The organism is Blautia parvula (genome assembly GCF_020215665.1).
GTDB classification, from domain to species: Bacteria; Bacillota; Clostridia; order Lachnospirales; family Lachnospiraceae; genus Blautia; species Blautia celeris.
The window spans coordinates 6,000,917-6,027,466 of record NZ_CP084061.1 but is presented as its reverse complement, the minus strand read 5'-3'; the positions used below and the strand labels follow the sequence as shown (position 1 = coordinate 6,027,466).

The 26,550-nt window shown below is 45.2% G+C and carries 22 protein-coding genes and 1 other annotated feature; of the genes, 7 read left to right on the top strand and 15 right to left on the bottom strand.

Annotated elements, in window-relative coordinates; translation table 11 throughout:
* The 4 genes from LC508_RS27265 to nrdR form a co-directional block, all read right to left on the bottom strand.
* A complete protein-coding gene (locus LC508_RS27265; protein WP_103732814.1) occupies positions 1 to 813 on the bottom strand; it encodes an ABC transporter permease in 813 nt (270 codons plus the stop codon).
* 15 nt (positions 814 to 828) lie between these two features.
* Entirely contained in the window at positions 829 to 1,773 is a 945-nt protein-coding gene (locus tag LC508_RS27260; RefSeq protein ID WP_103732815.1) for an ABC transporter permease, read from the bottom strand.
* A gap of 51 nt (positions 1,774 to 1,824) precedes the next feature.
* Positions 1,825 to 3,396, bottom strand: coding sequence for an ABC transporter substrate-binding protein (locus LC508_RS27255; RefSeq protein WP_225305275.1), 1,572 nt, complete (start codon positions 3,394 to 3,396; stop codon positions 1,825 to 1,827).
* 136 nt (positions 3,397 to 3,532) lie between these two features.
* The gene (nrdR, locus tag LC508_RS27250; RefSeq protein ID WP_033142657.1) at positions 3,533 to 3,982 is read right to left on the bottom strand and encodes a transcriptional regulator NrdR; all 450 of its coding nucleotides are present in this window, start codon (positions 3,980 to 3,982) and stop codon (positions 3,533 to 3,535) included.
* A 194-nt stretch (positions 3,983 to 4,176) separates the two neighbouring features.
* On the opposite strand from nrdR, the gene LC508_RS27245 reads away from it, so the two are divergent.
* The 3 genes from LC508_RS27245 to LC508_RS27235 are packed head-to-tail and all read left to right on the top strand — an operon-like array spanning position 4,177 to position 6,656.
* A complete protein-coding gene (locus tag LC508_RS27245; RefSeq protein ID WP_054352298.1) occupies positions 4,177 to 4,908 on the top strand; it encodes a radical SAM protein in 732 nt (243 codons plus the stop codon).
* A complete protein-coding gene (locus tag LC508_RS27240) occupies positions 4,898 to 5,680 on the top strand; it encodes a queuosine precursor transporter (RefSeq protein ID WP_225305274.1) in 783 nt (260 codons plus the stop codon). The genes LC508_RS27245 and LC508_RS27240 overlap by 11 nt, the downstream gene beginning before the upstream one ends.
* Positions 5,625 to 6,656, top strand: coding sequence for a M42 family metallopeptidase (locus LC508_RS27235; protein ID WP_103732790.1), 1,032 nt, complete (start codon positions 5,625 to 5,627; stop codon positions 6,654 to 6,656). Before LC508_RS27240 ends, LC508_RS27235 begins: the two co-directional genes overlap by 56 nt.
* Positions 6,657 to 6,698: 42 nt before the next feature.
* Here LC508_RS27235 and LC508_RS27230 read toward each other — a convergent pair whose 3' ends face one another.
* The 9 genes from LC508_RS27230 to LC508_RS27190 form a co-directional block, all read right to left on the bottom strand.
* Entirely contained in the window at positions 6,699 to 7,658 is a 960-nt protein-coding gene (locus LC508_RS27230; RefSeq protein WP_103732789.1) for a GNAT family N-acetyltransferase, read from the bottom strand.
* 84 nt (positions 7,659 to 7,742) lie between these two features.
* Entirely contained in the window at positions 7,743 to 8,252 is a 510-nt protein-coding gene (locus tag LC508_RS27225; protein WP_181014527.1) for an L-2-amino-thiazoline-4-carboxylic acid hydrolase, read from the bottom strand.
* Between the two features lie 266 nt (positions 8,253 to 8,518).
* On the bottom strand, positions 8,519 to 9,037 hold the full coding sequence (locus LC508_RS27220; protein WP_054352296.1) for a hypothetical protein: 519 nt from the start codon (positions 9,035 to 9,037) through the stop codon (positions 8,519 to 8,521).
* 9 nt (positions 9,038 to 9,046) lie between these two features.
* A complete protein-coding gene (locus tag LC508_RS27215) occupies positions 9,047 to 10,201 on the bottom strand; it encodes an AAA family ATPase (RefSeq protein WP_118593807.1) in 1,155 nt (384 codons plus the stop codon).
* A gap of 728 nt (positions 10,202 to 10,929) precedes the next feature.
* A complete protein-coding gene (locus tag LC508_RS27210) occupies positions 10,930 to 12,426 on the bottom strand; it encodes a response regulator transcription factor (protein WP_103731718.1) in 1,497 nt (498 codons plus the stop codon).
* Complete coding sequence (locus LC508_RS27205; RefSeq protein WP_103731717.1) at positions 12,416 to 14,260, bottom strand: cache domain-containing sensor histidine kinase; 1,845 nt, start codon at positions 14,258 to 14,260, stop codon at positions 12,416 to 12,418. Before LC508_RS27205 ends, LC508_RS27210 begins: the two co-directional genes overlap by 11 nt.
* Positions 14,261 to 14,445: 185 nt before the next feature.
* Positions 14,446 to 15,285 (bottom strand): carbohydrate ABC transporter permease, encoded by an 840-nt coding sequence (locus LC508_RS27200; RefSeq protein WP_103731716.1) that lies wholly within the window; start codon positions 15,283 to 15,285, stop codon positions 14,446 to 14,448.
* An 11-nt stretch (positions 15,286 to 15,296) separates the two neighbouring features.
* The gene (locus tag LC508_RS27195; protein ID WP_103731715.1) at positions 15,297 to 16,205 is read right to left on the bottom strand and encodes a carbohydrate ABC transporter permease; all 909 of its coding nucleotides are present in this window, start codon (positions 16,203 to 16,205) and stop codon (positions 15,297 to 15,299) included.
* 65 nt (positions 16,206 to 16,270) lie between these two features.
* The gene (locus LC508_RS27190) at positions 16,271 to 17,602 is read right to left on the bottom strand and encodes a sugar ABC transporter substrate-binding protein (protein WP_103731714.1); all 1,332 of its coding nucleotides are present in this window, start codon (positions 17,600 to 17,602) and stop codon (positions 16,271 to 16,273) included.
* Positions 17,603 to 17,966: 364 nt separating this feature from the next.
* Between LC508_RS27190 and LC508_RS27185 the strand changes: the two genes are divergently transcribed.
* From LC508_RS27185 to LC508_RS27170, 4 genes are all read left to right on the top strand, one after another.
* The gene (locus LC508_RS27185; protein WP_054352294.1) at positions 17,967 to 19,142 is read left to right on the top strand and encodes a Gfo/Idh/MocA family protein; all 1,176 of its coding nucleotides are present in this window, start codon (positions 17,967 to 17,969) and stop codon (positions 19,140 to 19,142) included.
* A 178-nt stretch (positions 19,143 to 19,320) separates the two neighbouring features.
* Positions 19,321 to 20,100 (top strand): RNA polymerase sporulation sigma factor SigG, encoded by a 780-nt coding sequence (gene sigG / locus LC508_RS27180; protein ID WP_033142663.1) that lies wholly within the window; start codon positions 19,321 to 19,323, stop codon positions 20,098 to 20,100.
* A gap of 112 nt (positions 20,101 to 20,212) precedes the next feature.
* Positions 20,213 to 20,407, top strand: a binding site (T-box leader).
* 60 nt (positions 20,408 to 20,467) lie between these two features.
* Entirely contained in the window at positions 20,468 to 22,429 is a 1,962-nt protein-coding gene (gene thrS / locus LC508_RS27175; protein ID WP_103731713.1) for a threonine--tRNA ligase, read from the top strand.
* Positions 22,430 to 22,471: 42 nt separating this feature from the next.
* A complete protein-coding gene (locus tag LC508_RS27170) occupies positions 22,472 to 23,299 on the top strand; it encodes an undecaprenyl-diphosphate phosphatase (RefSeq protein ID WP_103731712.1) in 828 nt (275 codons plus the stop codon).
* 44 nt (positions 23,300 to 23,343) lie between these two features.
* Here LC508_RS27170 and LC508_RS27165 read toward each other — a convergent pair whose 3' ends face one another.
* Positions 23,344 to 24,846 (bottom strand): alpha-N-arabinofuranosidase, encoded by a 1,503-nt coding sequence (locus tag LC508_RS27165; protein ID WP_103731711.1) that lies wholly within the window; start codon positions 24,844 to 24,846, stop codon positions 23,344 to 23,346.
* 136 nt (positions 24,847 to 24,982) lie between these two features.
* Positions 24,983 to 26,515, bottom strand: coding sequence for a glucosyltransferase domain-containing protein (locus LC508_RS27160; protein ID WP_054352293.1), 1,533 nt, complete (start codon positions 26,513 to 26,515; stop codon positions 24,983 to 24,985).
* Between the last annotated feature and the right edge of the window lie 35 nt (positions 26,516 to 26,550).

Here is a 26,550-nt window from a genome sequence, read left to right as displayed (position 1 = left end):
TTACTTCCCGCCTTTCTTCTGCAGCCCGTCACTTAACAGGGAAAATCCCAGTGCCAGGAGGATAACCGCCACCCCGGGAAAAAGAGCGCACCAGGGCGCTGTCGCCAGATATGCCTGGGACTCAGACAGCATTCTTCCAAGACTGGCATCCGGAGGCTGCACACCGATTCCCAGATAACTCATACCCGCCTCAGCCAGCACCGCGTTGTTAAATCCAATGGCAGCCGTGGCCAGAACAGTTGGCAGGGTATTGGGAAGGATGTGTATAAACATGATCCGCAGATGAGAAGCTCCCATAAGCCTTGCACTTTTCACATAATCCATTTCCCTCTGGGATATAAATTCACTTCTCGTCATCCTGGCAAAGCTGGGAATGAACACAACACCAAGGGCCAGGATCACATTGTATTTTCCAGGTCCTAAGATACTGATGAATACCAGGGCCAGCAAAATACTTGGAAAAGAGACAACCGCATCATTAAAACGCATAAGGATCTCATCCAGCCATCCACCAAAATATCCGGTAAACGCCCCCACCAAAAGGCCGATTCCGCCCCCGATCATAACGGTCGCCGCGCCCACAAAAAAGGTGGTGCCTGTTCCTTTCATGACACGGCTTAAAATATCACGCCCAAACTGATCGCATCCAAATAAGTGCGCCAGGGAAGGTGCCGCGAATTTAGCGCCGCCGCTCATGGCGTCAGGATCATAAGGCGTGTACAAAAGGCCAATCAGCAGAAATAACAGCATGAATCCTGCCAGAGAGGCACCGATGATCAGATTGCCCGACTTGTTTTTTCTGTCTTTTCTCATCTTCTCTCCTCCTGTCTAAGCATCCATGCGTATCCGCGGGTCTATTTTTCCGTATAAAATGTCAACCGTAAAATTGATGAGCACCACCATTGCTGCAATCAGCACAATGATTCCCTGGACGACAGGATAATCCCTGTTGGAAATGGAGGTGATCAGCAGGCTGCCCATGCCGGGAATGGTAAACACCTGCTCCAGAATAATGCTGTTTGCCATAATATCCGCAATGGTCATAGCCCAGAACGTGAGCACCGGAATCAGTGCATTTTTCAGCACATGCCTGCCGAGGACACGCCCTGTCCTGTTTCCGCGGCTGAAAGCAGTGCGCACATAATCCATGTGAAGCTGGGTGATCACGGAACTGCGCAGCATTTTCACCGCCATTGCGCTTTTTGGAAGAGCGATGGCTATGCTGGGCGCTATGAGGTAGGCTAAAAATCCGCCAAAATTTTCGGATGGGGAGACATAGGCTCCAGGTGTGAACCATTTAAGCACCAGTCCGAATACATATGTGATCAAAATACCCAGAAAAAAACCGGGAACCGACATGACCACCTGATTACAGGTCATGAGAAAACGGTCAAGCATCCCGCCCTCATGGCTGGCAGTAAAAATGCCGAGAGGTATGGAAAACAGCAGGATGATAAAAAATCCCATGAGTACCATGGTAAGATTGACAGGTATTTTATCCGCGATCATCTCCTGCACCGGCATGGAATAACTGTAGGACTCACCCATATCTCCTGTTACAAAATCTTTCAGCCACAGGCCGTAGCGGACCAGAACCGGTTTATCCAGGCCCATCTCATGCTGCAGTGCCTCTACCTGTTCCTTTGTGGCCTCTGTTCCCAGTTTTGATTTTGCCGCATCACCGGGGATCACGGAAAAAGCCATAAAGGACAGAAAAGAGACAATTAACAATGTTATAATGAGAGTTCCTGTTTTTTTCACAATATATTTCATTCTGTCTTTCTCCTTTTCCGTGTATGTTTCCCCGGTACATCCGGCCGGGCTTTATTTTACTTTGTAGATTTTTGCCAGATCCAGAACGTACAGCGGATAGAATTCAAAACCACTGTATGACTTTCTGAGAGCAACCTCTGAAGCCATATCCTGAATGTAGACATTTGCCGCGTCATCTGCAAGAATGGTTTCCATCTTCTTGTAGAGTTCTGTCTGTTCTTTATCGTCTGTGCTTTTCTTTACCTGCTGATAGAGTTTATCATACTCTTCATTATGAAAGTTAATGAAATTTTTAGAAGAATCAGAGGTAAAACGCTCCAGCAGAGCACGGCCGCTTAAATAAGCTGCGTCCACACCGACTACTGTAGACTGGAATTTCCTGTCGCCGTAAACATCGCTGAGCCAGCTGTCCCATTCCACAAGCTGGATCTTGGCATTGACACCAATCTGTTTTAACTGCTCCACCAGTATCTGGGCAGTGTCCACATGCTGCTGATAGTTGGATGGTACTGTGATCGTCATGTCAAATCCGTCCGGGTATCCGGCTTCCGCAAGCAGGGCTTTGGCTTTACCTGCATCCTGCGGATATTTGTCTGCCAGCTCCGGCATGTAGTATTTGTCAAATGCAGGGAACATGCTGCTGCCGATTATGGTTCCCTTTCCGTCCGCAATCATATCAAGCACATCCTGGCGGTTCACTGCATAGCAGAGTGCCTGACGTACTTTTACGTTGTCAAAGGGTGCCTCTCCATTGTTCAGGTATAATGCCTGCACCAGATTCATACCGCCTTCATAGATGGTAAAATCCTCACCTTTAAGCTGGGCAGACTGGTTGGAATCAATGCGTGCTACCATATCCAGAGAGCCGCCCTTTAATCCGGTCACAATAGCATTGCTGTCACTTACCACCTTGAAGGTGACCTCATCCAGATATGCCTGGTTTTCCGTATCCCAGTAGTCTGCGAATTTTTTGATCTTAATATTCTCCTGGGGAGACCGGGATGCATACATAAAGGGACCTGTGCCCACAGGGTTGGTTGCCAGATCCTGGGCATCTTTTGGAATGACAGCCACAATGAGGTAGGCCAGAAATTCTGTGTCAGCTTCTTTTAAATTAATGACAATGGTTTTGTCATCGGGAGTTTCGACGTTTTCCACATTAGAAAACGCCGCTATCAACGGTTCTGTTCCTTCCGTGATACCGGCGCATCGCTCGATCGAATATTTCACATCGTCTACGGTAACGTCCGCTCCATTGTGGAATTTTACGCCCTCACGAAGTGTAAAGGTGTAAGTCTTGCCGTCCTCTGAAATGGTGTGCGACTGGGCTACTGCATCGATGTAATTGCCTTTTTCATCAGGCTTTACTAAGCCTTCATAAATGTTGAATAGGACTTCTTTTGTTCCTGCCGCTACCGATTTGTGTGGGTCAAGACTATCCTCAATATCCTGAGGAATTCCTACTACAATGGAACCTCCCATGGTTGGTTCCGCTTTTGTTTCTGTGGAACTTTCGTTGTTTTTGGACTCTTTACCGCTTTCCTTTTTGTCTTGGCAGCCGCCGAGTACAATAGTCAGGGTAAGTGCAAAGAGAAGTGTTGGTATTAATCTTGCTCTTTTCATGGTTTCTCCTTTAAACATTTAAAGTTCCCTCATTATTTAATTGTCATGGTTATTGTAGCGGAATGGTGGGGGGATTGCAAGTATTATTTTGGAGACATGGCCAAGGCTGGATCTGCCCGCCGCTCCACGAAACCTATCAATTCAGGATTTTTTTCAATTCGTCCATGAAGGTGTTTACGTCTTTGAACTCACGATAGACGGAGGCGAAGCGGACGTAGGTTACGGCGTCAAGGTCTTTTAGTTTGTCCATGACGATTTCGCCGATTTCGGTGCTGGGGATTTCGCGGTCTTCTTTGTTGAAGATCTCGGTTTCGATCTCATCTATGATTTTTTCAATCTGCTCTACGGAGATGGGGCGTTTGTAGCAGGCACGCATGATGCCGTCCTGGATCTTGGTGCGGTCGTATTGTTCGCGGCTCTGGTCTTTTTTGATAACAACCAGTGGGATCGTCTCTATTTTCTCGTAAGTGGTAAAGCGCTTGCCGCACTCGTCACACTGTCTTCTCCTTCGGATGGAATTATTATCTGGAACCGGTCTGGAATCTATGACGCGGGTGTTGTCTTGATTGCAAAATGGACATTTCATGTAAAGGTCCTCCTTGAACTTATGTTATGTAAAGTTACCTATGGGTAAGTATAGTACATATGGACGTCTTACGTCAATGATTTTCACTTGTATTTTTGTATGTTTTCTGCTAGAATGGCAACAGTTCAGATAAGCTGAACTGCCAAAGACAGTTCGTAACCATCCTGTCTATAAATAAAACTAAGGAGGAAAAAATGAGTATTCAAGAACCAAGTAACCGTTACAGTGTGATACGGGAAAAAAATCCCAGGGAGATTTTACTCCTTCGGGGAAACGGGTGCAAATGGCGCCGCTGCTCCTTCTGTGACTATCATCTGGATTTTTCCAGGGATGAGAAGGCCAATTTCCTTTTAAACGAAAGGGAGCTTGCAAAAGTCACAGGATGTTTTAAGAAACTGGAAGTGATCAATTCGGGAAGTTTTTGTGACCTGGATAAAAAGACTCTGGAACGGATACGCAGTGTCTGCGAGGAAAAAGAAATCCATGAACTGCATTTTGAGTGTCACTGGATGCACAAGGATGAGATTCCAAAGGCACGGGACTTTTTTGCTGAGAAGGGTATCCGCCTGAAGATTAAAATGGGAGTGGAAACCTTTGATTTTGATTTTCGCGAAAAAGTGCTCAAAAAGGGCATTACTGCCGAATCACCACAGGAGATTGCAAAGTATGCGGATGAGGTGTGTCTTTTGTTCGGGCTGACAGGTCAGACGCTCAATTCCATGAAAAAAGATATTGAGACCGGCCTGTCTTTGTTTGAGAGGGTCTGTATCAATATTATGGTAGAAAATTCCACGAAAATGAAACCGGACCGGGATGTGATCCGGCTTTTTGCCGAAAATCTCTATCCTGTTTATATAGGAAATGACCGGGTGGATATCTTAATGGAAAATACGGAATTCGGGGTAGGTGACAAGTATGAGCAATGAGATTTTATTGATTTTATCCCTGGTACTGATTTATAGTTTTGTACTGCTGGCGTATTACTTTTTTGATATTTCCGGTCTGTATGGATGGACTGTTTTTTGTACTATCACAGCCAATATTGAGGTCTTGCTCATGGTGCGTGCTTTCGGCATGGAGCAGACGCTTGGAAACGTGCTCTTTGCCTCGTCTTTTCTTGTAACGGACATCATCAGTGAGATTGGCGGCAAGAAGCAGGCCCAGAAGGCGGTCAATCTGGGAATCTGTACTTCCTGCTGTTTTATATTGATCTCCCAGATGTGGCTTTTATACACCCCCTCTGCCAGTGACTGGGCAAGTCCTGCGTTCCATACCATATTTTCCAATACGCCGCGCCTGCTGTTTGCAAGTCTGCTGGTCTATGCGGTCTCTCAGAAATTTGATGTCTGGGCTTACCATAAATGGTGGGCATTTACAACAAAACGTTTTGGAAACGCAGAGGGATTTTTATGGCTCCGCAACAATGGTTCCACATTGGTGTCACAGCTTTTAAATACTGTTCTGTATACTTTTGGCGCGTTTTGGGGCATGTATCAGTTTCCGGTGCTTCTGCGCATCTGTGTATCCAGTTATGTGATTTTTGTATTTACCAGTCTGCTTGATACACCATTTGTATATATGGCCCGGCGGATAAAACATAAAAAGGATGGAAATGTGACAAAAAAAGAAAAGGGATATCATTATGGACAAATATCTGGATTATATTCTGGAGCAAATGAAAAATCTGCTGGCAATTGACAGTCCCTCCGGATACACCCAAAAGGCTGCCAATTACCTGATGGCAGAGTATGAACGGCTGGGATACCATCCGCAGAAAACCGTCAAGGGCGGTGTGCTGGTGGATCTGGAAAGCGGCGACGTAAAACACGGTGTTCTCCTGGAGGCACATGTGGACACGCTTGGGGCCATGGTCTCTGAGATCAAGGAAAACGGACGGCTGAAGATTACACCCATCGGCGGTATGAATGCTAATAACGCGGAAGCGGAAAACTGCCGGATCGTCACACGCTTTGACGGCATTTATGAGGGCACCTGTCAGCTTGTCAATGCTTCCATTCATGTAAACGGGGAATATGACAAGACCGGAAGATCATTCGATACTGTGGAAATTGTGCTGGACGAACCGGTCACCGATAAAGAGTCCGTGGCTGCGCTTGGTATTTCTACAGGGGATTATGTATGTTTTGAACCCAGGACTGTGATAACAAAATCAGGATATATCAAGAGCCGTTTTCTGGATGACAAACTCAGCGCTGCCATTTTGCTGGGCTACGCAAAATATGTAAAAGATGAAAATGTCTCCCTGAAAAACAGGGTCTATCAGCACATGACCGTCTTTGAGGAAGTTGGCCACGGCGGGGCCGCTTCTGTCCCGGATGGGGTAAAGGATGTGATCTCCGTAGATATGGGATGTGTCGGCAACAGCCTTAGCTGTACGGAACGGCAGGTATCCATCTGTGCCAAGGACAGCAGGGGGCCTTATCACTATGACCTGGTTACATCTTTAGTGAAGACCGCCCGGGATATGGGACTTGCTTATGCGGTGGATGTGTATCCCCATTACGGGTCAGATGCGGATGTGGCGCTGACCGCGGGATATGACGTGCGGCATGGACTGATCGGCGCAGGCGTGTACGCTTCCCATGGATATGAGAGAAGCCACGTGGAGGGAATGAAAAATACCTTTTTACTGCTGAAAGGATATCTTGGATAACCCCGGATCTGCGCTTTTCAGTCCGATTACTACATAAAGAGCTTAGATACGCTCTGATACCTGCAGAATATGTTCATCAATACGACGGACAAGACCGTGGGTATACGCTGAAAAATATTTCTGCCAGAAGGCATATGCGGTCGGGTTAAGACTCTCATAGTCTACACCCAGATACGCATAGCCTTCTTTTTTTAATAAATCAACCGCATAATTAAGAAGGTTCTGAAATACGCCTTTGCCCCGGTGTTCCGAAAGGCAGTATGCTGCTGTTATGTGCAGATACTCCGGAATTTCGGTAATACAGGTTTCACCGGACTGGGAAATTTTCAGGTATGCGCATGGCTGACCTTTATACCTGGATATAAAACATCGTTCTTCTTCTGCTGTAAATGTGCTGCAGAAGTCTTCCTGTGCCGCTGCGGCACGGTTCATGAAAAACGGGCTGCTGTAATAGTGACGCATCAGCATAAGTTCCAGCGGATACGCCAGAGAAATTGTTTCCGGGGTAAGCTCCTCGATTTCATAGTTTTCATTTCGGATACAGGTTATCGGCTCCATGGTTCGGACAGCATCGATACACCGCATGCCAAAACCATAGCGAAAAAACTGCTGCTGCGCCGTTTCATCGTGAGCATATAAGCAGATGCCGTGGCTGACCGCACCGGCTCTGACCCATTTCCGTGCGGCAAACCGGTACATGGCAGCGTATATGTCTGCTCTGTTCTGCCTCACTGCTGCATGAGTGCCCATAGGAGAGAATATCCCTTTGGCATCTGTTGATCCAAACGCATGGTCAAACGGTTCTGTACAGCACAGAAAGCCTGTCATCGTATTGCCTTCGTATGCTGCTGCTCCCAGGCCGTTGTCAGCAAAATATGTTAAGTCGGTTAGTTCCTTGGCACCCGGAAGATCCGGTACCCTGTTCTGCTCCTCTTGGTAGCATGACAGGGCAAGTTTCTTTGCGTTTGCAATATGTTCACGTGTAAAATTGACAATATTCATGTATTCTCCTTATGTTTGATACGGTGCGGCATGACTGCGGTTCACCTTGCTGCCCCAAGGCAGGACTGTGAACCGTCACAGGTATTACTTTTTATGATAATATAAACGGCATACATCATCACCTTTGGCTATGGATCTCAGAAGTTTCAGACGGCCGCCGTAAGCCTCTCCAATGCCGTGGTCGCCGCACATGGCTATGTCACAGAGTTTCGATATTTCTTCGTCTGTACAGCCGGCTTTCTGCCAGGCTTTTACTAACGGACAGTAATGAAAATCAATGGCCAGCTCTTTGTCAGTGCTTTTTCTGATCTTCATTTCAAATACCCACTGGGCAGGTTTTGTAAATAACTGTTTTCTGAGACCTCTCAGACTATTGGTCCCTCCTTGTTTTACTAACTCCGCCCCCTGCCCCAGGCCACAGCGGCGGATTGCCGCGCTTCCGAAATCTTCCCAGTCAAGCCCTCTTTTTCCGGCTTCATCACAAAGAAGATACAGCCACGCCGCACGCTGTTCAAGCTGTCCTCTGACAGCCTGGATGAGTTTATTCTTGATCTTTGGTTCGTTTTTTATTTTAGATATACAATTTTTTTCCATATTTTTTCCCCCCTGCCTGTTTATTACAAACATCGTTGTCAGTTACCTTAGTCTTACTGTATAATGTCTTACAAATAGATTATAGCATAGGGGGATGTTCGGAAACAATCTGTAACTCCTTTAAAATCCATTCCGGGCAATCGGGCATTCCCTTTGCCGGAACCGGCTCTTTGATGCTTACTGCCATCGGGATCCCTCCTTCCTGATTTTTAGCATAAGAAAAGCGCCTGCACCTCTGCAAGCGCCTTTCAACATTTTGATTATTACTATCGCAACAAGTCCAATAAAGTATATTCACCCTTTTGAACTTTCGACAATTCATGATACTTTTTTATAGCTGCCACAAGAACTGTCGGATTGCTGAAGTAATCCTTCACAAAATCATAGGACTTTACCTCTGCCATCTTCAAATCTTCTTTACAAAAACCACTTGGTTTCTTCCCGGATTTCTTAAATTCCTTGTACTTATCCTCATTAAAAATGATTAGCATTTCAATTTCCGGAGCCGTAATCACATTTATGACATCCACCTTATTGGCATATGCCTTACTAAGCTTAAAGTTTTCACGCCTTGAGTCAAGAATCCTTATAACAGAAATCTTATTCATAAATCCTTTTCTCAAGTACTTTTCCTCAAACTTCTTGCCTTCTCTGCAACGGATCACTTCCTCTTCAATCATCTCTTCTCTGGAAAAGATTAAAAGTTCATGATCCAAGAGTATATCCATGATTGCATTTTCAGCTGAACCCTCACAGATACACGCCTTATATTCTGCTAATTCCATAGGCACCTCCTATATAAGGGCTGCTGCTATACTTTTCTTTAGCTGCATATAAGCCTCATATGTTGGAGTTGTACCTTCAAGGAAACCGCTCTGGTATGCATCACTCTTCTTGATATCATTTCGTTTCAGTATATTAGATAAATTCTCTACCGTAATACCATTGCGATTTCTGGTAATAAATATGCTGTCATTGCGATCATATTCATCCAGTAGTTCCGGATAATGTGTAGAAAAAACAAGTGTACCACCATTCTTATTCAGCTTGCTATCCATAAAGAAACGCATCAGCGTTGTAACAATTTCTTTGTTAAAATGATTCTCAATTTCATCTACAACAATATATCCACCGTTTTGCAGTACTTCCTGAGCCAAGGTAAAAGTTATCATTCCTTTTACAGTACCAGAGGAAAGGTAGTTGTTCAATTCTACAGGGTTATGAAACAGGATTTCTTCTTTTCCCTTAAATTTCAGATGGATTAAGGGCTTTTGGTCCTTTTCATCAAAATGCAGGCTCTCAATTGTTGGATCTAGGAACGTGATAACCTCTGCAGGTATATCTTCCGAGAACGGAAGCACATTCACATTCGTATATTTCAAGAGATTGACAATACGCACATGTTCCTTTGTCTTTTTATTTTTGGCAATCATTATACTTACATCATCAGATAAAAATGCCTCCTGACCACTTCTGATTATTGCCGGCTCTCTTCCATCAAAATCTAACATTGCTTTACGGGTAGTTACCTCATCTACATTCTTTGTCCATAAAGACTCTGAAACAATACTGTAACTTGCCCCTTCCGACTTGCTCTTACGAGACGTAATAATCGTTTCCAATCGACAAATCTCTTTAGTCTTTCTCGAAAAGAAATACGAATTCAATTTAACTTCTTGTGCATCCCCCAAAATATCTCTGGTCTCAATGTGGTTGATTGGTTCATTATTGATCATTTCCAATACAAGCAAAATCACCTTCAGTACAGAAGTCTTTCCTGAGGCATTAATACCAATGAATCCATTTGCAGAATTCAAATAAATATTTGAAAATAATGGACACAAAATGTTCTTATGTTCTTCTACAACTCTCTGCTGTGCATAAAAGCTCAAATCCAATTTTTCCTTAAAAAGCGGTAATCCTTCCGCTGTAATACGAAGAAGCTTCATAATTACCTCCAAATTTATACACGATTTTGGTGTTTATATTTTTTCAGATAATTGTAGTATATCACCTCATTTTAAATTTATCAACGGGTTTTCCGTTTTTAATCTTAAATCATAGTTCTATATTCCCTTTTGCGATTTTGCATATTTGACCCACCCGCCGTTCTAAGACACTTTACACAAATCTTATAATACATTCTTGTATTTTTACCCCTAGCAATACTGTTTACTGCAAACTTCCTGTATTGATCCATGCATTCATTGACAGGACATGACTGCTTATTATTTATGCTTGTCTGTGGTCTGTTTTGTATACCTATATTTATATTTGCAATCTATATCTTGATATAAACAAATTATTTAATCGTTTTATTCATGAATTAGATTTTCAAAACCTATTGAATTTCACCTGCTAATATGATATATTGTAAATAGAAAAGGAACAACCGTCCAAAGTGGTTTGACCTATGCAAAAGTAGAAAATCCACCCCCGCTCGTCAAAGTTTAAGGGTGGTTTTTCTATGTAAACTAATGACTCATCAAGTAAATGAAAGTCAGTAGTGCGATCAGAAAAATTCCGAACTGCATCAGATCATTAAAACTGAATTTGTTCTTCATGTGCACCACCTCCATTCTCTATAGAATGAAGGTCAAGCCACCCTTTCACACGGTTGTTCCTCAATTTTTATGATATCATATTCATTTTGCATTTGCAATCTATATATTGTCATTTACAACTTTTTATTTCCTCTCTCTTTCCTGAACGTATCCGGCGACATTTCCGTATATTTTTTGAACACTTTTGAAAAATATGTACAGTTCTCAAATCCCAATACGTCAGAAATTTCATATACGAGATAACCCTTCTCCAACATTTCCTTTGCCAGCTCCACCTTCCTCATATTCACATATTCAATAAAATTCTGCCCCATCTCCTTTTTAAATACTGTACTCAGATAGGCACTGGAAACACCGATTTCTCTGGCTGCTTCTGACTGATGTATCTGTGTCCGCAGATGCGTATCAATATAACGAAAAACACTGCAGAGAATCTCAGAACGGCTGCATTTATAATCAATCAAAAACCGCTCATAAAAAGCATCTGTAAATTTCAAAAACCATTTTTCTATTTCTGACAAACTGCTGCTCATCATCAGTGACTGATAATGACAATTATCACCGCGCACTTCAATTTCCTCAATAGCCCCGTTTAATCCCTGGGCAGTCATAGAGAATACCCCAAGCATATCCATAAAAATACGCCGCAGCACATTCATATTTATATACCGTTCTTCATATACAGCCGTGAAAATATGTGTTATAGTCTTTTTTATCTCCTCCCTGTCCAATTCACTTACCGCCTTCTTCAGCTCTGCCTGCATATGCGTCATTCTATTTGGACTATGTTCTTTCGCCGGTATTTTTTCTGTAAAATAATGTATTCTCTGCTCTTCATCATAATAGCTCATCATCTGAATCTGCTCTGCAAGGGCAATGGCCCGGTTAATGTCCGTCTCTTCCTTCATGACACCCTCATAGATTCCCAAATATAACTTTATCAGACAGCGCTGCATCAATATCTGGTAAAGCTCCTCATAAAATTCTCCCGGAAACCGGCTGTCAAACACAAAATAACAGCACTGCGCCCCTTTGTGAATCTGCAGATATTCCTGCCCGCGCTTCTGAAACCACGCTCTGCACTGCTCGGTAACAGAAAATATCCCATCCTGTTTTTCTTTATGGGGCAGAATACACAGAAGCGTCCGGTAAGTCCCCACATCCTGAAAGATGTCTTTTCCTGTGTGGCTGATAATCTCCTCATACCGTATTTCCCGGACACGGAAAAACGGCTGCTTTTCTGCCCTGCATTTCAAAAGAATTTCCTTCAGCTCCTGGGAAGAGAGATTCAGTTTCCGCAGATAATCATATGCCCCCAGCTTCATAGCCTCTTTTACCATCTCAAATTCTTCATTACAGCTTATAACAATAACTTTACAGTCCAGATTATTTTTATTTAAATATTCCAGAATCTGCAGTCCGTTCACTTTCGGTATATTCAGGTCAAGAAGCAGAATGTCCGGATGATTATTTTCTATGGATTGGATTGCTTCCTGTCCATCCTTTGCATCCTCCAGCAGAATAAATCCAAGAGCCTCCCAATCAAGGAGCTGATGCAGGCCGACTCTGGCCAATATCTCATCTTCTATGATCAATACCTTATTCTTCATACCCTTTCCTTTCTGCCCGTGAATGTGCCTGAAATTCCGTTTTCTTTGGAATCCGAATCCATATTTCAAATCCCGCTTTTACCTGTTCATTGAATATCAGCCCATAATTGTCCCCGTACAGCATTTTTAAACGGGAGTTCACATTGTAAAGCCCCATACCGGTAAATGTCCTTTGATTCCTGTGCGGACTTTTCAGCATCTCCTCCACCATATCCTTATCTGCAGAATTTCCGTTGTTAAATATGGAAATCAGAAAATCATGCTCATATTCCACTGCTGAGACAATGATCTGCCCCGCCGTCACATCTTTTACGCCGTGCAGAATAGCATTTTCCACAATAGGCTGCATGGTAAATGCAGGGATCTCATAGAAATATAAATCCGTGGGGATCACATTATAATACTGAAAAGAATTTCCGAATCTGAATTTCATAATATCCACATAGGCCTCTAAAAGCGCTGTCTCCTGTCCCACTGTTGTCATGCCGTTTCTGTTGTCATAGACACCGTGCAGGATCTCCCCCAGGGATTCCAATGCACGGGAGGTCCTCACATCCTGCTCCTCCCTGGCCATGATTCGGATAGAATTCACGGTGTTGAATATAAAATGCGGAGAGATCTGCGACATCAACATCTCATAATGAGCCTTCTCTTTCAGATGGCTTTCTGTCTTCACCTTTTCAATCAGTTCTTCTATCCTCAGTCCCGCCCTGTTGTAGCTTGCAATAAATTTATGTATTTCCAGAAATGACTGTTCCGGCTCCTGAATCTTCAGGATTCCGTTCTCAGAGTTTTCCAGATTCTCCACCAGATTCGTAAGTGGCCTTGACAGTTTCCTGGAAAAATAAATCATGGTGATTATGGTGGCGGCAATTAAAAGCAGAACCATTCCGAGAATATTTCTGGAAATCCTAAGATTTCCCTCCAGATAGACCCTGCCCGGAACGGCGTACACCAAAGTATTCCCGCCGTGCTCCATAGAAACTGCCATGTACTTATAACCATTTTTCAAAACTCCCTGGATAATGGTATCAGCTTCTTTCCTCCACACAGGTTCCTCTTTTATGAGTAACTGCACCAGCCCATCTTTTTCCCCATTATATTCCATCTGCATTTCCCTGCTGCCGTCAAAAATATAAAAAGTCCCCTCGTCCAGGGGCACCATGGCCTGCGTGAATTTCCCCCATATTTTTGTACCGGAGAGCTGAATGAGAAGAACCCCCAGCTTCTCGCCGGAATAATCCAACACACTTCTGCCGATGTAGAGATAGCGGTATTCCCGTATAGGATATGTGGTCATCTCTGCAAAAAAATCCTGCAGTTCTGTGCAGAAAGTGGTTTTTCGTCCATTGGATACAATCTGCTGATACCAGTCCTGTCCTTCATAATCTACGGAAGTACGGCTCAGATTGTGTGCACCGATCAGATATCCGGAGTTTGTCAAAATGGCAATTTTGCCCCCCACTGCATTCAGAACTGAGCTTTCCATCTCGGACAGCCTTGCTGACAGCTCCGTCTTAGCCCGATACAGATCATAACTGTCCCCGGAACGAGCCATCGTGCGCAGATTCTCCAATACACTTTTGCTGGTCATCATCATACTGGTAGAGTAGTTGGTCACTTCAATCATCTGATCTCCGTTTGCTTTGATCTGAGACAGAAGTGTTGAATCATAACTGGTCATATTTTCTGTTGTAACCCTCTGTAAATAAATGTTCAGAAACATAAGTGCCAGACACAACGGCAGGACCACAAAACACCCCATGTACACAATGAGCTGTGTCCTGATACTTTTGTTTTTCAGACTGAAATGTCTGCTTCTTTCCCTCTCCATACGGTATCCGCCCTCTTTTATCCTTCATTCTAATATCTTAAATCTTTTTGTCAACTTTTCGCCTTGTGTTCCCATTACTTTCCAGTCCGGCCCATCGCGAAGCTTGTCTGAGCTATATGGCGTTCTCCGCAATTCCTACTCAGCAAAACAGGGCTGCCGCACATTTTGTGCGCCAACCCTTAAAGCTACCCCTTCACAGCTCCGGCAGACAGTCCTTCCACAAGGTTCTTCTGCACTAATGCGAAGAACAGCAATATGGGAACAAGGCTGATAACCACTGCTGACATCAATAATCCCCAGTCCACAGAGTATTGTCCGATAAAATCCTGCATTCCCACCTGAATGGTCTTTTTTAGTGTTGTATTGATGAAAATGGATGCATACATATATTCATCCCAGGATGACATGAAACAGAAAAGCGCTGTCACAAACAGTCCCGGTTTTGCCACGTAAAAGATAACGGAGAAAAAGGAACGTAATCTGCTGCATCCGTCGATCATGGCTGACTCCTCCAGTTCCCACGGAATCGTGGAAAAAAATGCACAGGTATTCCAGATGGCAAAAGGAAGAGTAAAGGAACAGTACATCAGTATCAGCCCCACATAACTGTCAATGAGCTGAAAATGTTTCATGATAATATAATACGGTATACACAGCAGGATTCCCGGAAACATTCTCGTCATCAGTACTGCCATCTTGATTTTCCCGGCGCCCAAAATGCGGTACCTTGTCAGCCCATATGCAGCCATGACAGACAATACCATACAAATAACCGTTGTCACTGCCGTAATAAATATACTGTTCATAAAATATCTGACAAAATTTGATTCAAAAATCACATGGCGGAAATTTTCAAATGTCACATATGTAGGAATAATCTGCTTTGGATCATATATCTGCTCCTGTGTTTTCAGCGCTGTCAGCACAACGTACACAAACGGCGCCACAGCAATAAATACCATCAGAACTGTAAAGATATAAGCACCTGCCATTCTGATATTCTTTTTCTGTTTTTTATTCAGCATTTGCCCCTCCTCTACTCTTTCTCACTTACCATGCGCAGATATATCCCGGAAAATACTGCCATGAAAATAAATAAGATCACAGACGCCGCCGCTGCTGTACCGAAGTTATGGTTGATGAAGGCCTCACGGTAGGCAAAGGTGTAAAGTATCTCCGTACTGTACAGGGGGCCGCCGCCGGTCATCAGCCAGATGGTGTTAAAGCAGGACACAATACCTATAAGATTCAGGATTGTGGCTATTGCCAGCGGTTCCTTGATGATAGGCAGCGTGATTCTCCAAAAGCATTGGAAACGGCTGGCCCCGTCAATTTCAGCGCTCTCATATACATCACCGGGAATGCCCTGCAGCGCAGCCAGAATAAATATCATCTGAAACGGAATCCCCTTCCAGATTGCCACAAGAACCACACACCAGAAGGCAGAGCCGATATTTCCAAGCCAGGAGATGGATTCCGTGATAGCTCCTAACTTTACGGCAAGTATGTTGATGATTCCCACATTTGCATTATATAAAAAGGTAAATGTCATTGCCGCGATCGCGTGCGGAACAGCCCAGGGCACCAGAATCAAAGTGCGGTATACAGACCTTCCTTTCAGTTTCATATTCAGTGCCAGCGCCAGCAGCATGGCTGCCACAAGCTGTATCACAAGATTCACCAGTGTCCATTTTACTGTATTTCCGATAGACTGCAGAAAAATCTTGTTGGCAAATATATTCTTATAATTTTCCAGTCCTGCAAAGGTATTGAAGATACTGTCCTTTGGACGAACCAGATTGTAATTGACAAAACTAAGATAAATACCGCGGAACAGCGGATAGATTGAGAGGGTCAGGACTGCCGCAACTGCCGGTGCCAGAAGCAGATACCCAGGCCAGTTTTTCTTCAGTTCCAGTCCCGCCCTTTTTTGTTTTCTTCCCATAATCCCACCTCAGGACGGGCAGCTCTCCCCGGCTGCGCCGGAGAGACGATAACCCGCTTTCTTGTCTACTTATAGTTAGATGCAATGTTCTCGTTTAATTTCTGCGTCAGGGACTTAAGCGCTTCCTCTGCTGTTGCCTTTCCGTAATCCACCTCCAGGATTGCATTGGTGATCAGTTCGTCGATGGCCTTTTCATTGATAACAGCCGGACGGGCACAGGTATATGGGAACTCATCTGTAAATACCTTCAGGCGTTCTTTTCCCTCCAGCGCTTTTGCATAATCAAAATCCTTACGTGCGGAAATCTTTCCCTGGACTGCCAGAATCGGATCTCCTTTTTCGGAATTGATGTACTGGATCAGATCATATGCCAATTCCGGGTTCTTACTGTTAGCGTTGATATTCCAGGTCCAGCCTCCCAGTACGGTTGCCTGTGTCTTTCCTTCCACCATGGTGGTGATCCCATAATCCAGATCAGGATTGATGCCGTCAACACCGTTTGCACACCAGTCCCCGCCCAGAAGGAAGGTGGCCTCTCCATTGGCAAAGCTTTCATAAACCTTATCCCATGTTGTGGCCTCTTTAAATGATTCTACCAGCCCTCCGTTTTCAATCATGCTGCAGATATAGTCCCAGGCTTCTTTCCCCTGTTCATTATCGATCACCACAGATGGTGTCTCACCGCTGGTATCAATGACCGGGCATTCATTCTGATAGAAGAAGGAATAAAACGCATATGCACTCTGATAGGTGATGATTCCGCCGTATCCGGCCTCCTTCACTTTTTCAAGGGCATCGGAAAGCTCTTCCCAGTTTGTGGGAACTGAGAGTCCCAGTTCATCCAGACGTTCCTTGTTATAGTACAGACCGCAGCAGTCCATGTACCAGGGAACCGAGTAATATTCTCCCTGGAACTTACCGGAATTCAGCGGCCCTTCCTGATACTGGGAAACCAGATCCTCCGGCGTGGCCAGTTCACTCAAAGGATATAGAAGACCCATTGCCGCCAAATCAATGGCATGTCCTGAATTATCCATAATCACAATATCTGCACCGCCGCCTGCCAGGGCCGCTGTCTGAAAAGATTCCTTAATATCCTGCTGGGAAGCTCCCTGCAGCGTGATTTTTGTACCGGGATGTTCCTCCTCATAATACCTGATAGTCTTTGTAAACTCCCCGCCAAGGTCCGTGGATTCATCAACCCAGTCATTTGTCATAAGAAGTGTAATCTCTGCAGAATCTCCCTTATCACTGTTCTCCCGGCTGTCTTCCTTTTTTTCATTCTCGGTGCTTTCTTCTTTCTTGTTCTCCTGACCACTGTCGGAACTACCGCACGCTGTGGTCCCTAATATCATTGCTGCCGCCATCAGTACGGCTGTCACTTTTTTTCTTTTCATACCTTCATACCTTCTTTTCCTTACAATTTTTTAACGGTTTACTGTACCCTTCTTTGCATTTTCAAAACGCCGGCTGTTTCGGAATTGCTATAAACACATTAAAACATATCCCTGTTATTTTTAGAATAAATATATTATTTGACTTTTTACCGTTCCTTCTTAAAAAATTTTCAAATTCCTTATCTTTTTTCCACCTGTTGTATTTTTAAGTTTTTTACGGCTTAAAAATAAAATATGTACTGATCCGCAAAAAAACCTGTCTGTTTTTTCGATTATTTCGCTCTGATTCAAAAGTTATCTTCATTCCCTGATACGTGTATCTGGACTAAAATCTTATGTACAGAAGAAAAGGAGGACTTTGAATATGAAAAAATTAAATGTAGCCCTGGTTGGGCTGAGCTTTGGACTGGAATTCGTTGCCATCTACTGCAGGCATCCCGATGTGGATAAGGTCTATGTTGTAGACAAAAATCAAAAACTTCTGGACCTTGCCAGAGAACGGTACAGCATCCCCCAAAGCCAGTGCTTCACTGACTTGCAGGATGTACTGGATATACCCGAGATCGATGCCGTCCATCTGGTGACGCCGCCTTCCACACACGCACCGTTTTCTGTACGGGTGCTGAATGCAGGAAAACACTGCGGCTGCACAATCCCCATGGGCATGAGCCTGGAGGAATTAAAACAGGTTATTGCCGCAAGAAAGGCCGCAGGCAAGAATTATATGTTCATGGAAACCACCATCTTCCAGAGGGAATTTCTCTATCTGAAAGAACTGTATGAGAAAGGGGAACTTGGTCGTCTGCAGTACATGACATGCGCCCACTATCAGGATATGGAAGGCTGGCCTGATTACTGGAAAGGTTTTCCTCCCCTTATGCATCCCACCCATGCGGTTGCACCGTGTCTGATGCTTGCGGGACATCTGCCGGAAAAAGTATACGCCAGAGGTTCAGGTAAAGTCCGCCGCGAACTGGAAGAACCGTATGGATGCCCTTACGCTTTTGAAGCAGCCTTTATCACCCTTCAGGACAGTGATATCACAATTGAGATGGAGCGCTTTTTATACGGAGTTGCCAGAAGTTATTCTGAGTGTTTCCGTGTATATGGGGAGAATAAAAGCTTTGAGTGGCAGCAGCTTGCAGAGGAAGATCCTGTCATCTACACCAGAACAGGAGCACTGCAGAAAGTGGATATCCTGAATGAAGAAAAAGAAGAATCCAGCAGAGGCGGAGAAATTCTGGAGGAACGGGTCAGGATACCTGATTATGCTCACCTTCTACCTGATGAGATTGCATCCTTCACCACCAATACGGTTTACAACAATGAAAATACACACCTCTCTTTTAAGCAAGGCGGCGGACACGGTGGTTCTCACCCCCACCTGGTACATGAATTCGTCCGTTCCATCCTGGAAGACCGAAAACCCGCCATCGATGATATCATGGGCGCCTACTGGACCGGCACCGGAATCTGTGCACATGAATCCGCCATGAAAGGCGGGGAAGTGATTACCATTCCCCGGTTTGAACAGCTTTAACCATAACCCAAACCCCTTGTTTTCCAAACAATTTTGTTGAAAACAAGGGGTTTTTATATCTGTTTTTCTGAATTGTCAAGGGCTAAAACTTTATTAAATTTTCCAGGTTGTCGTATATTGTCCGCACCAGGTGAGAATCATTTTACTAGACATTAAAATTTCCAGGAGGATTCTTGCAATGGCACTTAATAAAGTTGAAATATGCGGTGTGAACACTTCCAAACTCCCTGTACTTACCAATGAAGAGAAAGACATTCTGTTCGAGCGGATCAAAAAGGGAGATACGGAAGCCAGAGAATTATATATCAAGGGAAATTTGAGGCTGGTGCTCAGTATCATCAAACGCTTCTCCGCCAGCAACGAAAATGTAGATGATCTCTTCCAGATTGGCTGCATTGGGCTGATGAAGGCCATTGACAATTTCGACACGACACTGAACGTGAAATTTTCTACTTATGCGGTTCCCATGATCATCGGTGAGATCCGCAGGTATCTGCGCGACAACAACTCTATCCGGGTCAGCCGTTCTCTCCGGGATACAGCGTACAAAGCCATCTATGCCAAAGAAAATTACGTCAAGAAAAATCTCAAAGAGCCTACCATCAATGAGATTGCCGAGGAGATTGGCATTGAAAAAGAAGACATTGTCTATGCCCTGGATGCCATCCAAAGCCCGGTCAGCCTCTACGAACCTGTATACACAGAGGGCGGGGATACCCTGTATGTTATGGATCAGATCAGTGATAAAAAGAACAGAGAGGAAAACTGGATTGAGGATCTGTCCCTGAAGGAGGCCATGAAACGCCTGGATGACAGGGAAAAACACATTATCGAAATGCGTTTCTACGAAGGAAAAACCCAGATGGAGGTTGCCCGGGAAATCGGCATCTCCCAGGCTCAGGTCAGCCGTCTGGAAAAGCACGCGCTGAAAAACATGAAAAACTATCTCCGTCCCTGAAAATCCTCACGCTCCTGACTTGACATTCACGCCCATAGATGATATGCTAAACACCAATTCAGAATGTATCCGCAGCCTTTCAACAGGTCTGCCGCTGCATTCTGCCATATGAACCAACGCGTAGACAGGAAGAGTAAAATGTCTATCCATGCAGAGAGGAATGCATACGGTGTGAGCATTCTATGGGGAAACATTTGAAGACCACCCTGGAGCGGCTTTAATAAAGTCCGGCCGACACCGTTATCGTCTGAATGAGTGGTATTTGCAAAAAGGGTGGAACCGCGGTATCTTGTTTATCGTCCCTGAACAGTCTTAGGATTGTTCAGGGTTTTTTTATTTTAATCAATTACTCATGGAGGAAAAAAGAATGAAGATCACATTAAAAGACGGCTCCGTAAAAGAATATACGGAGTCCAAATCAGTCATTGACATTGCCTTTGACATAAGCGAAGGACTGGCACGGGCTGCCTGCGCAGGCCAGGTGGACGGTCAGATCGTGGATTTAAGAACTGTCATCCACAAGGACTGCAGCCTGAACATTCTCACAGCCAGAGATTCGGAAGGACTTCGTGTTGTCCGCCATACCTGCTCTCATGTACTGGCTGAAGCTGTCAGACATCTGTTTCCCAATGCCAAACTGGCAATCGGGCCGGCAATCGACACCGGCTTCTACTATGACTTTGAGGCAGAACCATTTTCCAGAGAGGACCTTGACCAACTGGAAAAAGAGATGAAACGGATCATCAAGAAAGGAAACAAACTTGAACGCTTCACTCTCCCAAGAGAGGAGGCCATCCGCCTCATGACAGAAAAAGAAGAACCCTACAAAGTGGAACTGATCACAGACCTTCCCGCAGATGCTGAGATTTCCTTCTACTCACAAGGAGATTTCGTTGATCTGTGCGCAGGACCTCATCTTATGAACACAAAAGGCATCAAAGCGTTTAAACTGACTTCCTCCTCAGGTGCTTACTGGAGAGGGGATTCCAGCAAACCCATGCTGCAGAGAATATACGGCAGCGCCTTTTCCACAAAGGATGAGCTGAACGAATATCTCCAGCACTTGGAAGAGATCAAAAAACGTGACCACAACAAGCTTGGACGTGAAATGGAATTATTCACCACCGTTGATGTGATCGGACAGGGCCTTCCCCTGCTGATGCCAAAAGGCGCTAAGATCATCCAGACACTCCAGAGATGGATCGAGGATGAGGAGGACAACAATTGGGGCTATATCCGTACCAAGACACCCCTCATGGCCAAAAGTGACTTATACAAGATATCCGGTCACTGGGACCACTACAAGGACGGCATGTTTGTTCTGGGAGATGAGGAGACGGACAAAGAAGTGTTTGCTCTGCGTCCCATGACCTGCCCCTTCCAGTATTATGTATATAAATCCAGACAGCGCTCCTACCGCGACCTGCCTCTTCGCTACAGCGAAACCTCTACACTGTTCCGAAATGAGGATTCCGGGGAAATGCACGGCCTGACACGTGTCCGCCAATTCACCATTTCGGAAGGCCACCTGATCGTCCGTCCGGATCAGATGGTGGAAGAATTCAAAGGCTGTCTGGCTCTTGCCAAGAAATGTCTGACCACACTGGGACTTCAGGATGATGTGACTTATCATTTATCCAAATGGGACCCGGAAAATACAGAAAAGTATATCGGCGATGCCGAGGTATGGGAACAGACGGAACAGCATATCCGCAGCATTTTAGTGGAACTGGATGTTCCTTTTGTGGAGGATGTGGGAGAAGCCGCCTTCTACGGCCCCAAGGTAGATATCAACGCCAAAAATGTATACGGCAAAGAGGATACCATGATCACCATACAGTGGGATGCACTGCTGGCTGAACAGTTTGACATGTACTATATTGACCAGAACGGAGAAAAAGTCCGCCCGTACATTATCCACAGAACCTCCATCGGCTGCTATGAGAGGACTCTGGCATGGCTCATTGAAAAATATGCCGGCATGTTCCCCACCTGGCTCTGCCCTGAACAGGTCCGTATCCTTCCCATCTCTGAAAAATACCAGGATTACGCGGTCAGAGTAGAAAGCGAGTTAAAGAAAAACGGTATCCTCTGCACCATAGACGAGCGTTCCGAAAAGATTGGCTACAAGATCCGTGAGGCAAGGCTCGCAAAAGTTCCTTACATGATCGTTGTGGGAGAAAAGGAAGAAGCAGAAGGAAAAGTGGCAGTCAGAAGCCGTTTCCTTGGTGATGAAGGCCAGAAATCCCTGGATGATTTCATTGATGCTCTCTGCAAGGAAATCCGCACAAAGGAAATCCGCCGCATCGAAACACCAAACAACCAGTAATCTCACGACTCACGACGGGCATCACAGAAAGGAAAAGTATTCATGGATTTTATTGAAATCTTAAAGGCGGTCATTCTCGGTATCATACAGGGTATCACAGAATGGTTGCCCATCAGCAGCACGGGGCATTTGATCTTGTTTGACAATATCTGGCCCATGACCTCCACACCGGAATTTTTTGAAGTCTTCAAAGTAGTGATCCAGTTCGGCTCCATACTGGCTGTTCTGGTCCTGTTTTTCCACAAGCTGAACCCCCTTTCTCCAAAGAAAAGCGCCGCTGAAAAACAGGAGACCTACACACTGTGGAAAAAGGTGGCTGTGGGATGTATTCCCATCGTGATTGCGGGACTGCCCCTTGATACGGTTCTGGAGGACTATCTGTCCAGTGTATACATAATCGCTGCAACCCTGATCCTGTACGGTATTGCCTTTCTTGTCATTGAGAGCAGAAAAAAACAGCCGACAATGGATTCTCTGGAGGCACTTACCTATCAGGCAGCCTTTTTCATCGGCTGTTTCCAGGTGCTGGCGGCAATTCCCGGAACTTCCAGAAGCGGCGCAACCATCCTGGGCGCTGTCATTCTGGGCTGCTCCCGTTATGTAGCCAGTGAATTTTCCTTCTTTCTTGCCATACCGGTCATGGCCGGCGCCAGCGGTCTGAAGCTGCTGAAATATTTCCTGAAAACAGGCATGTTTTCCGGGGAAGAATGGATTCTCCTGCTAATCGGAACCTTTGTCTCCTTTGTCGTATCCATTTTTGCCATCCGCATGCTTCTGGGTTACATCAGAAAACATGACTTTAAAATATTCGGTGTCTACCGTATCATACTCGGCATGATCGTCATCCTCTATTTTGCCTTCCTGGGATGACGCAGACAGGGCGCTTTCCCCATGGAAAACGCCCTGTTTTTCTCTTATTTTACTGCCAGATGCAGCACGCTGCACGCAGGTATGGTAAACGCAATTCCTTTGTCCGTGATCTTCACATCTCTAAACTCTTTCACCTTAACAGTTTCCGGCTCCTCAAAAGTATTCATGGCATGCATCTCTTCCGCCAGGATCTCTCCTCTAACCTCTGTCACAGGTTTTTCCAGGATCAGTGCATCCACATCGTAATCCTCATCCAGGGAAAGGTTTGTGATTGTTATATGCATCACTCCCTCCGCATCCACTGATACGGACTCTGTCAGGTTCGGCACCTGATACTCCGCCTCCGCTCCTATGGTCTTTGTGTCGATACGGCTTTCCAGAAGATCCGCATCCTGATGGTATTTATACATGTGAAATACATGGTAGGTCGGTGTCAGCAGCATCTTCTCCCCTTCTGTCAGGATCACAGACTGGAGAACATTCACAAGCTGGGCCAGATTTGCCATATGGACACGGTCACTGTGTTTGTTGAAAATATTCAGATTGATGCCTGCCACCAGTGCATCCCTCATGGTGTTCTGCTGGTAAAGAAATCCCGGATTTGTGCCGGGCTCCACGGTAAACCAGGTCCCCCACTCATCCACGATCATTCCGATCTTCTTCTCCGGGTCATACTTGTCCATAATGGCACCGTGACGGTTGATCAGCTCTTCCATATAAAGTGTTTTGCTCAGAGTTTTGTACCAGACCTTATCATCAAAATCCGTGGCACTTCCCTTAATGTCCCATCCCTCCGGGTGCGTGTAATAATGCAGGGAAAGGCCATCCATAAATCCGTGCTGGAAAGGCTGGCTGTGGCGGAAACAGGTATGCATCACACCCTCTGTCCACTCATAATCATCCACATTTGCTCCGCAGGCAATTTTGTATATCTTTTTATCCGCCTTATAATCTCTCACATAGGTCTGATAACGGCGGTATTCATTGCCGTAATACTCCGGCGTCATATTTCCGCCGCAGCCCCAGTTTTCATTTCCCACACCGAAGAACGCCACGTCCCAGGACTCCTCATGTCCGTTTTCTTTTCTCAGGTCTGCCATGGGAGAAACACCGTCAAAGGTCATATACTCCACCCACTCTGACATTTCCTGCACAGTTCCGCTCCCCACATTTCCGTTTACATAGGCCTCACAGCCAAGCTGGCGGCACAGTTCAAAAAACTCATGGGTTCCAAAGCTGTTGTCCTCCACAACACCACCCCAGTGGGTATTGATAATTTTCTTCCTGCTCTCTTTCGGCCCGATTCCGTCCTTCCAGTGATACTCATCCGCAAAACATCCCCCCGGCCAGCGCAGCACCGGAATCTTCATTTCCTTCAGGGCTTCCACTACATCCGTCCGCATACCGTTCACATTTGGAATCGGGGAATCCTCTCCCACATACAGCCCCTCATAGATACATCTTCCCAGATGTTCAGAGAAATGTCCGTAAATCTCCTTATGTATTTTACTCTTCTTTACCTTTGGGTTAATCACCAGTTTTGTCATCCTGAATGCTCCTTTTCCTCATAAAGTTCTTACCTATAGAGTATCACTTGTATGCACTTCAATACAATTTGTTTTTTATTCATTTCCGAAAAAAATGACCGCAGTGCGTTTGTTCTTCACACTGCGGTCATCCGCATTATTCTGTCACTACATTATTTACATTGTACCATTTTTCCGTGGGCTGTGAGAATTTTACAATGATCATATCATCCACTTCCCGGATACTGCCCTCCTGCGGCCATGAGGTCATGGATTCCGCCTCCGCTGCGGCTCTTCCGATCATCTCTGCAGATGCCGCTGTCACTGCGTACCCCTGTGTTCGGAGAAAATCCTTCATTCTGGATACATTTCCCTCATCCCAGGCGAAAATGGAGCCGCCCAGTGTATCCGACTTCTGAACAGGCAGCTCGTCCGGCTGTACCATCCCCACAAAAGCTATGGGCTTTGCATGGTAGTCCATGCCAGCTCTCTGGATGTCATACATGAGCTGGGACGCTGTGGTCACATCCCTCTGATAGGCAATACTTCCATAATAATAGATCATATTCATATTCCTCGCGTTCAGAAACAGCAGATAAGACACAAGCACGATCATGGCCTTCTTTACCACATTTCTCCTGATCGCACTGAATATAAGATAAATCTGCACAGCACCCGCCAGGGGAATTGCCAGAAGCATCCTGCCATGGGTCTTGTAGGTTGCCAAAAGCAGATACATAACAAAGGGTGCAATACAAAGAGCAGCCGTATAGAAAAATACCCCAAGCTTATCCTTTGCCCCTCTGCGCCTAAAAAACAGCCAGACAGCATAGATTACAAAGAGCACTGTCACACAGCGGATCACCTCTCCGCCGTAAATATATTCTCCCTCATAGGGAATGGAAAAAGAGACCCTGCCCACATTGAGAACGGAAGCCGCGAACATTGCCTTCCAGTTCTCACTGAACCAGCCGATATAATTCTCCTCCAGATACCCGGCAGTCCCTGAAAAATGCCAGATGATCATATCAATCCCATAATATACCGCAGCAGCCGCAGCGCAGAGCACCGCACAGGTCACAATAAACCGCAGCAGCCCCTTCTCTTCCCTCTTCACAAATTTTAGAAGACAATAAGCCACCACCCCTGTCACATACACACAGATCAATGCCTGATAAATAGCAAAACTGTACAGCAGCAGCAAAAATGCAAGACCTGCATCCTTTTTCCCCCTGCCCTCCACAAACCGGATACTGTACACAAACCCAAAAGCCACAGCCACCATTGCTGTACACACCTGCAGATTGAACATGGAAAAAGAAAGAATCTCTCCCACCACAAACGGCAGTGACGCATAATAGGCCGTAAAGAAAAACATCTGCCACTCTTTGACCTTTTCCTTACCCAGCAGCGCATAGGCAAATACAACCCCTGAAAAATGCCAGCACACCACCGAAAGGAAATCCCAGAGAAACGGAGCAAAATTCCCTTCCCTTGTAAAAACCAGATCAAACAGCCAGACTGAAAATCTCCCCTGCAAAAGCCACAAAAGCGACGGCTGATTTGCCAGAATCCAAGTTTCCTCATCGATCGTTATGGTAAAATGCGTCAGCATAAACCCAAAACAAACAAGAGAAAACACCAGTGAGAACAGAAACGCTCTCTTATACTTCACCAAAAATCCCTTCATTGGTTCCCCTCCTTATTACTGCCCTCTATCATACT

What these genes read in the sequence shown, in the direction of transcription:
- LC508_RS27265 (WP_103732814.1), bottom strand. Translation starts at nt 813, where the DNA reads ATGAGAAAAGACAGAAAAAACAAGTCGGGCAATCTGATCATCGGTGCC.
- LC508_RS27260 (WP_103732815.1), bottom strand. Translation starts at nt 1,773, where the DNA reads ATGAAATATATTGTGAAAAAAACAGGAACTCTCATTATAACATTGTTA.
- LC508_RS27255 (WP_225305275.1), bottom strand. Translation starts at nt 3,396, where the DNA reads ATGAAAAGAGCAAGATTAATACCAACACTTCTCTTTGCACTTACCCTG.
- nrdR (WP_033142657.1), bottom strand. Translation starts at nt 3,982, where the DNA reads ATGAAATGTCCATTTTGCAATCAAGACAACACCCGCGTCATAGATTCC.
- LC508_RS27245 (WP_054352298.1), top strand. Translation starts at nt 4,177, where the DNA reads ATGAGTATTCAAGAACCAAGTAACCGTTACAGTGTGATACGGGAAAAA.
- LC508_RS27240 (WP_225305274.1), top strand. Translation starts at nt 4,898, where the DNA reads ATGAGCAATGAGATTTTATTGATTTTATCCCTGGTACTGATTTATAGT.
- LC508_RS27235 (WP_103732790.1), top strand. Translation starts at nt 5,625, where the DNA reads ATGGACAAATATCTGGATTATATTCTGGAGCAAATGAAAAATCTGCTG.
- LC508_RS27230 (WP_103732789.1), bottom strand. Translation starts at nt 7,658, where the DNA reads ATGAATATTGTCAATTTTACACGTGAACATATTGCAAACGCAAAGAAA.
- LC508_RS27225 (WP_181014527.1), bottom strand. Translation starts at nt 8,252, where the DNA reads ATGGAAAAAAATTGTATATCTAAAATAAAAAACGAACCAAAGATCAAG.
- LC508_RS27220 (WP_054352296.1), bottom strand. Translation starts at nt 9,037, where the DNA reads ATGGAATTAGCAGAATATAAGGCGTGTATCTGTGAGGGTTCAGCTGAA.
- LC508_RS27215 (WP_118593807.1), bottom strand. Translation starts at nt 10,201, where the DNA reads ATGAAGCTTCTTCGTATTACAGCGGAAGGATTACCGCTTTTTAAGGAA.
- LC508_RS27210 (WP_103731718.1), bottom strand. Translation starts at nt 12,426, where the DNA reads ATGAAGAATAAGGTATTGATCATAGAAGATGAGATATTGGCCAGAGTC.
- LC508_RS27205 (WP_103731717.1), bottom strand. Translation starts at nt 14,260, where the DNA reads ATGGAGAGGGAAAGAAGCAGACATTTCAGTCTGAAAAACAAAAGTATC.
- LC508_RS27200 (WP_103731716.1), bottom strand. Translation starts at nt 15,285, where the DNA reads ATGCTGAATAAAAAACAGAAAAAGAATATCAGAATGGCAGGTGCTTAT.
- LC508_RS27195 (WP_103731715.1), bottom strand. Translation starts at nt 16,205, where the DNA reads ATGGGAAGAAAACAAAAAAGGGCGGGACTGGAACTGAAGAAAAACTGG.
- LC508_RS27190 (WP_103731714.1), bottom strand. Translation starts at nt 17,602, where the DNA reads ATGAAAAGAAAAAAAGTGACAGCCGTACTGATGGCGGCAGCAATGATA.
- LC508_RS27185 (WP_054352294.1), top strand. Translation starts at nt 17,967, where the DNA reads ATGAAAAAATTAAATGTAGCCCTGGTTGGGCTGAGCTTTGGACTGGAA.
- sigG (WP_033142663.1), top strand. Translation starts at nt 19,321, where the DNA reads ATGGCACTTAATAAAGTTGAAATATGCGGTGTGAACACTTCCAAACTC.
- thrS (WP_103731713.1), top strand. Translation starts at nt 20,468, where the DNA reads ATGAAGATCACATTAAAAGACGGCTCCGTAAAAGAATATACGGAGTCC.
- LC508_RS27170 (WP_103731712.1), top strand. Translation starts at nt 22,472, where the DNA reads ATGGATTTTATTGAAATCTTAAAGGCGGTCATTCTCGGTATCATACAG.
- LC508_RS27165 (WP_103731711.1), bottom strand. Translation starts at nt 24,846, where the DNA reads ATGACAAAACTGGTGATTAACCCAAAGGTAAAGAAGAGTAAAATACAT.
- LC508_RS27160 (WP_054352293.1), bottom strand. Translation starts at nt 26,515, where the DNA reads ATGAAGGGATTTTTGGTGAAGTATAAGAGAGCGTTTCTGTTCTCACTG.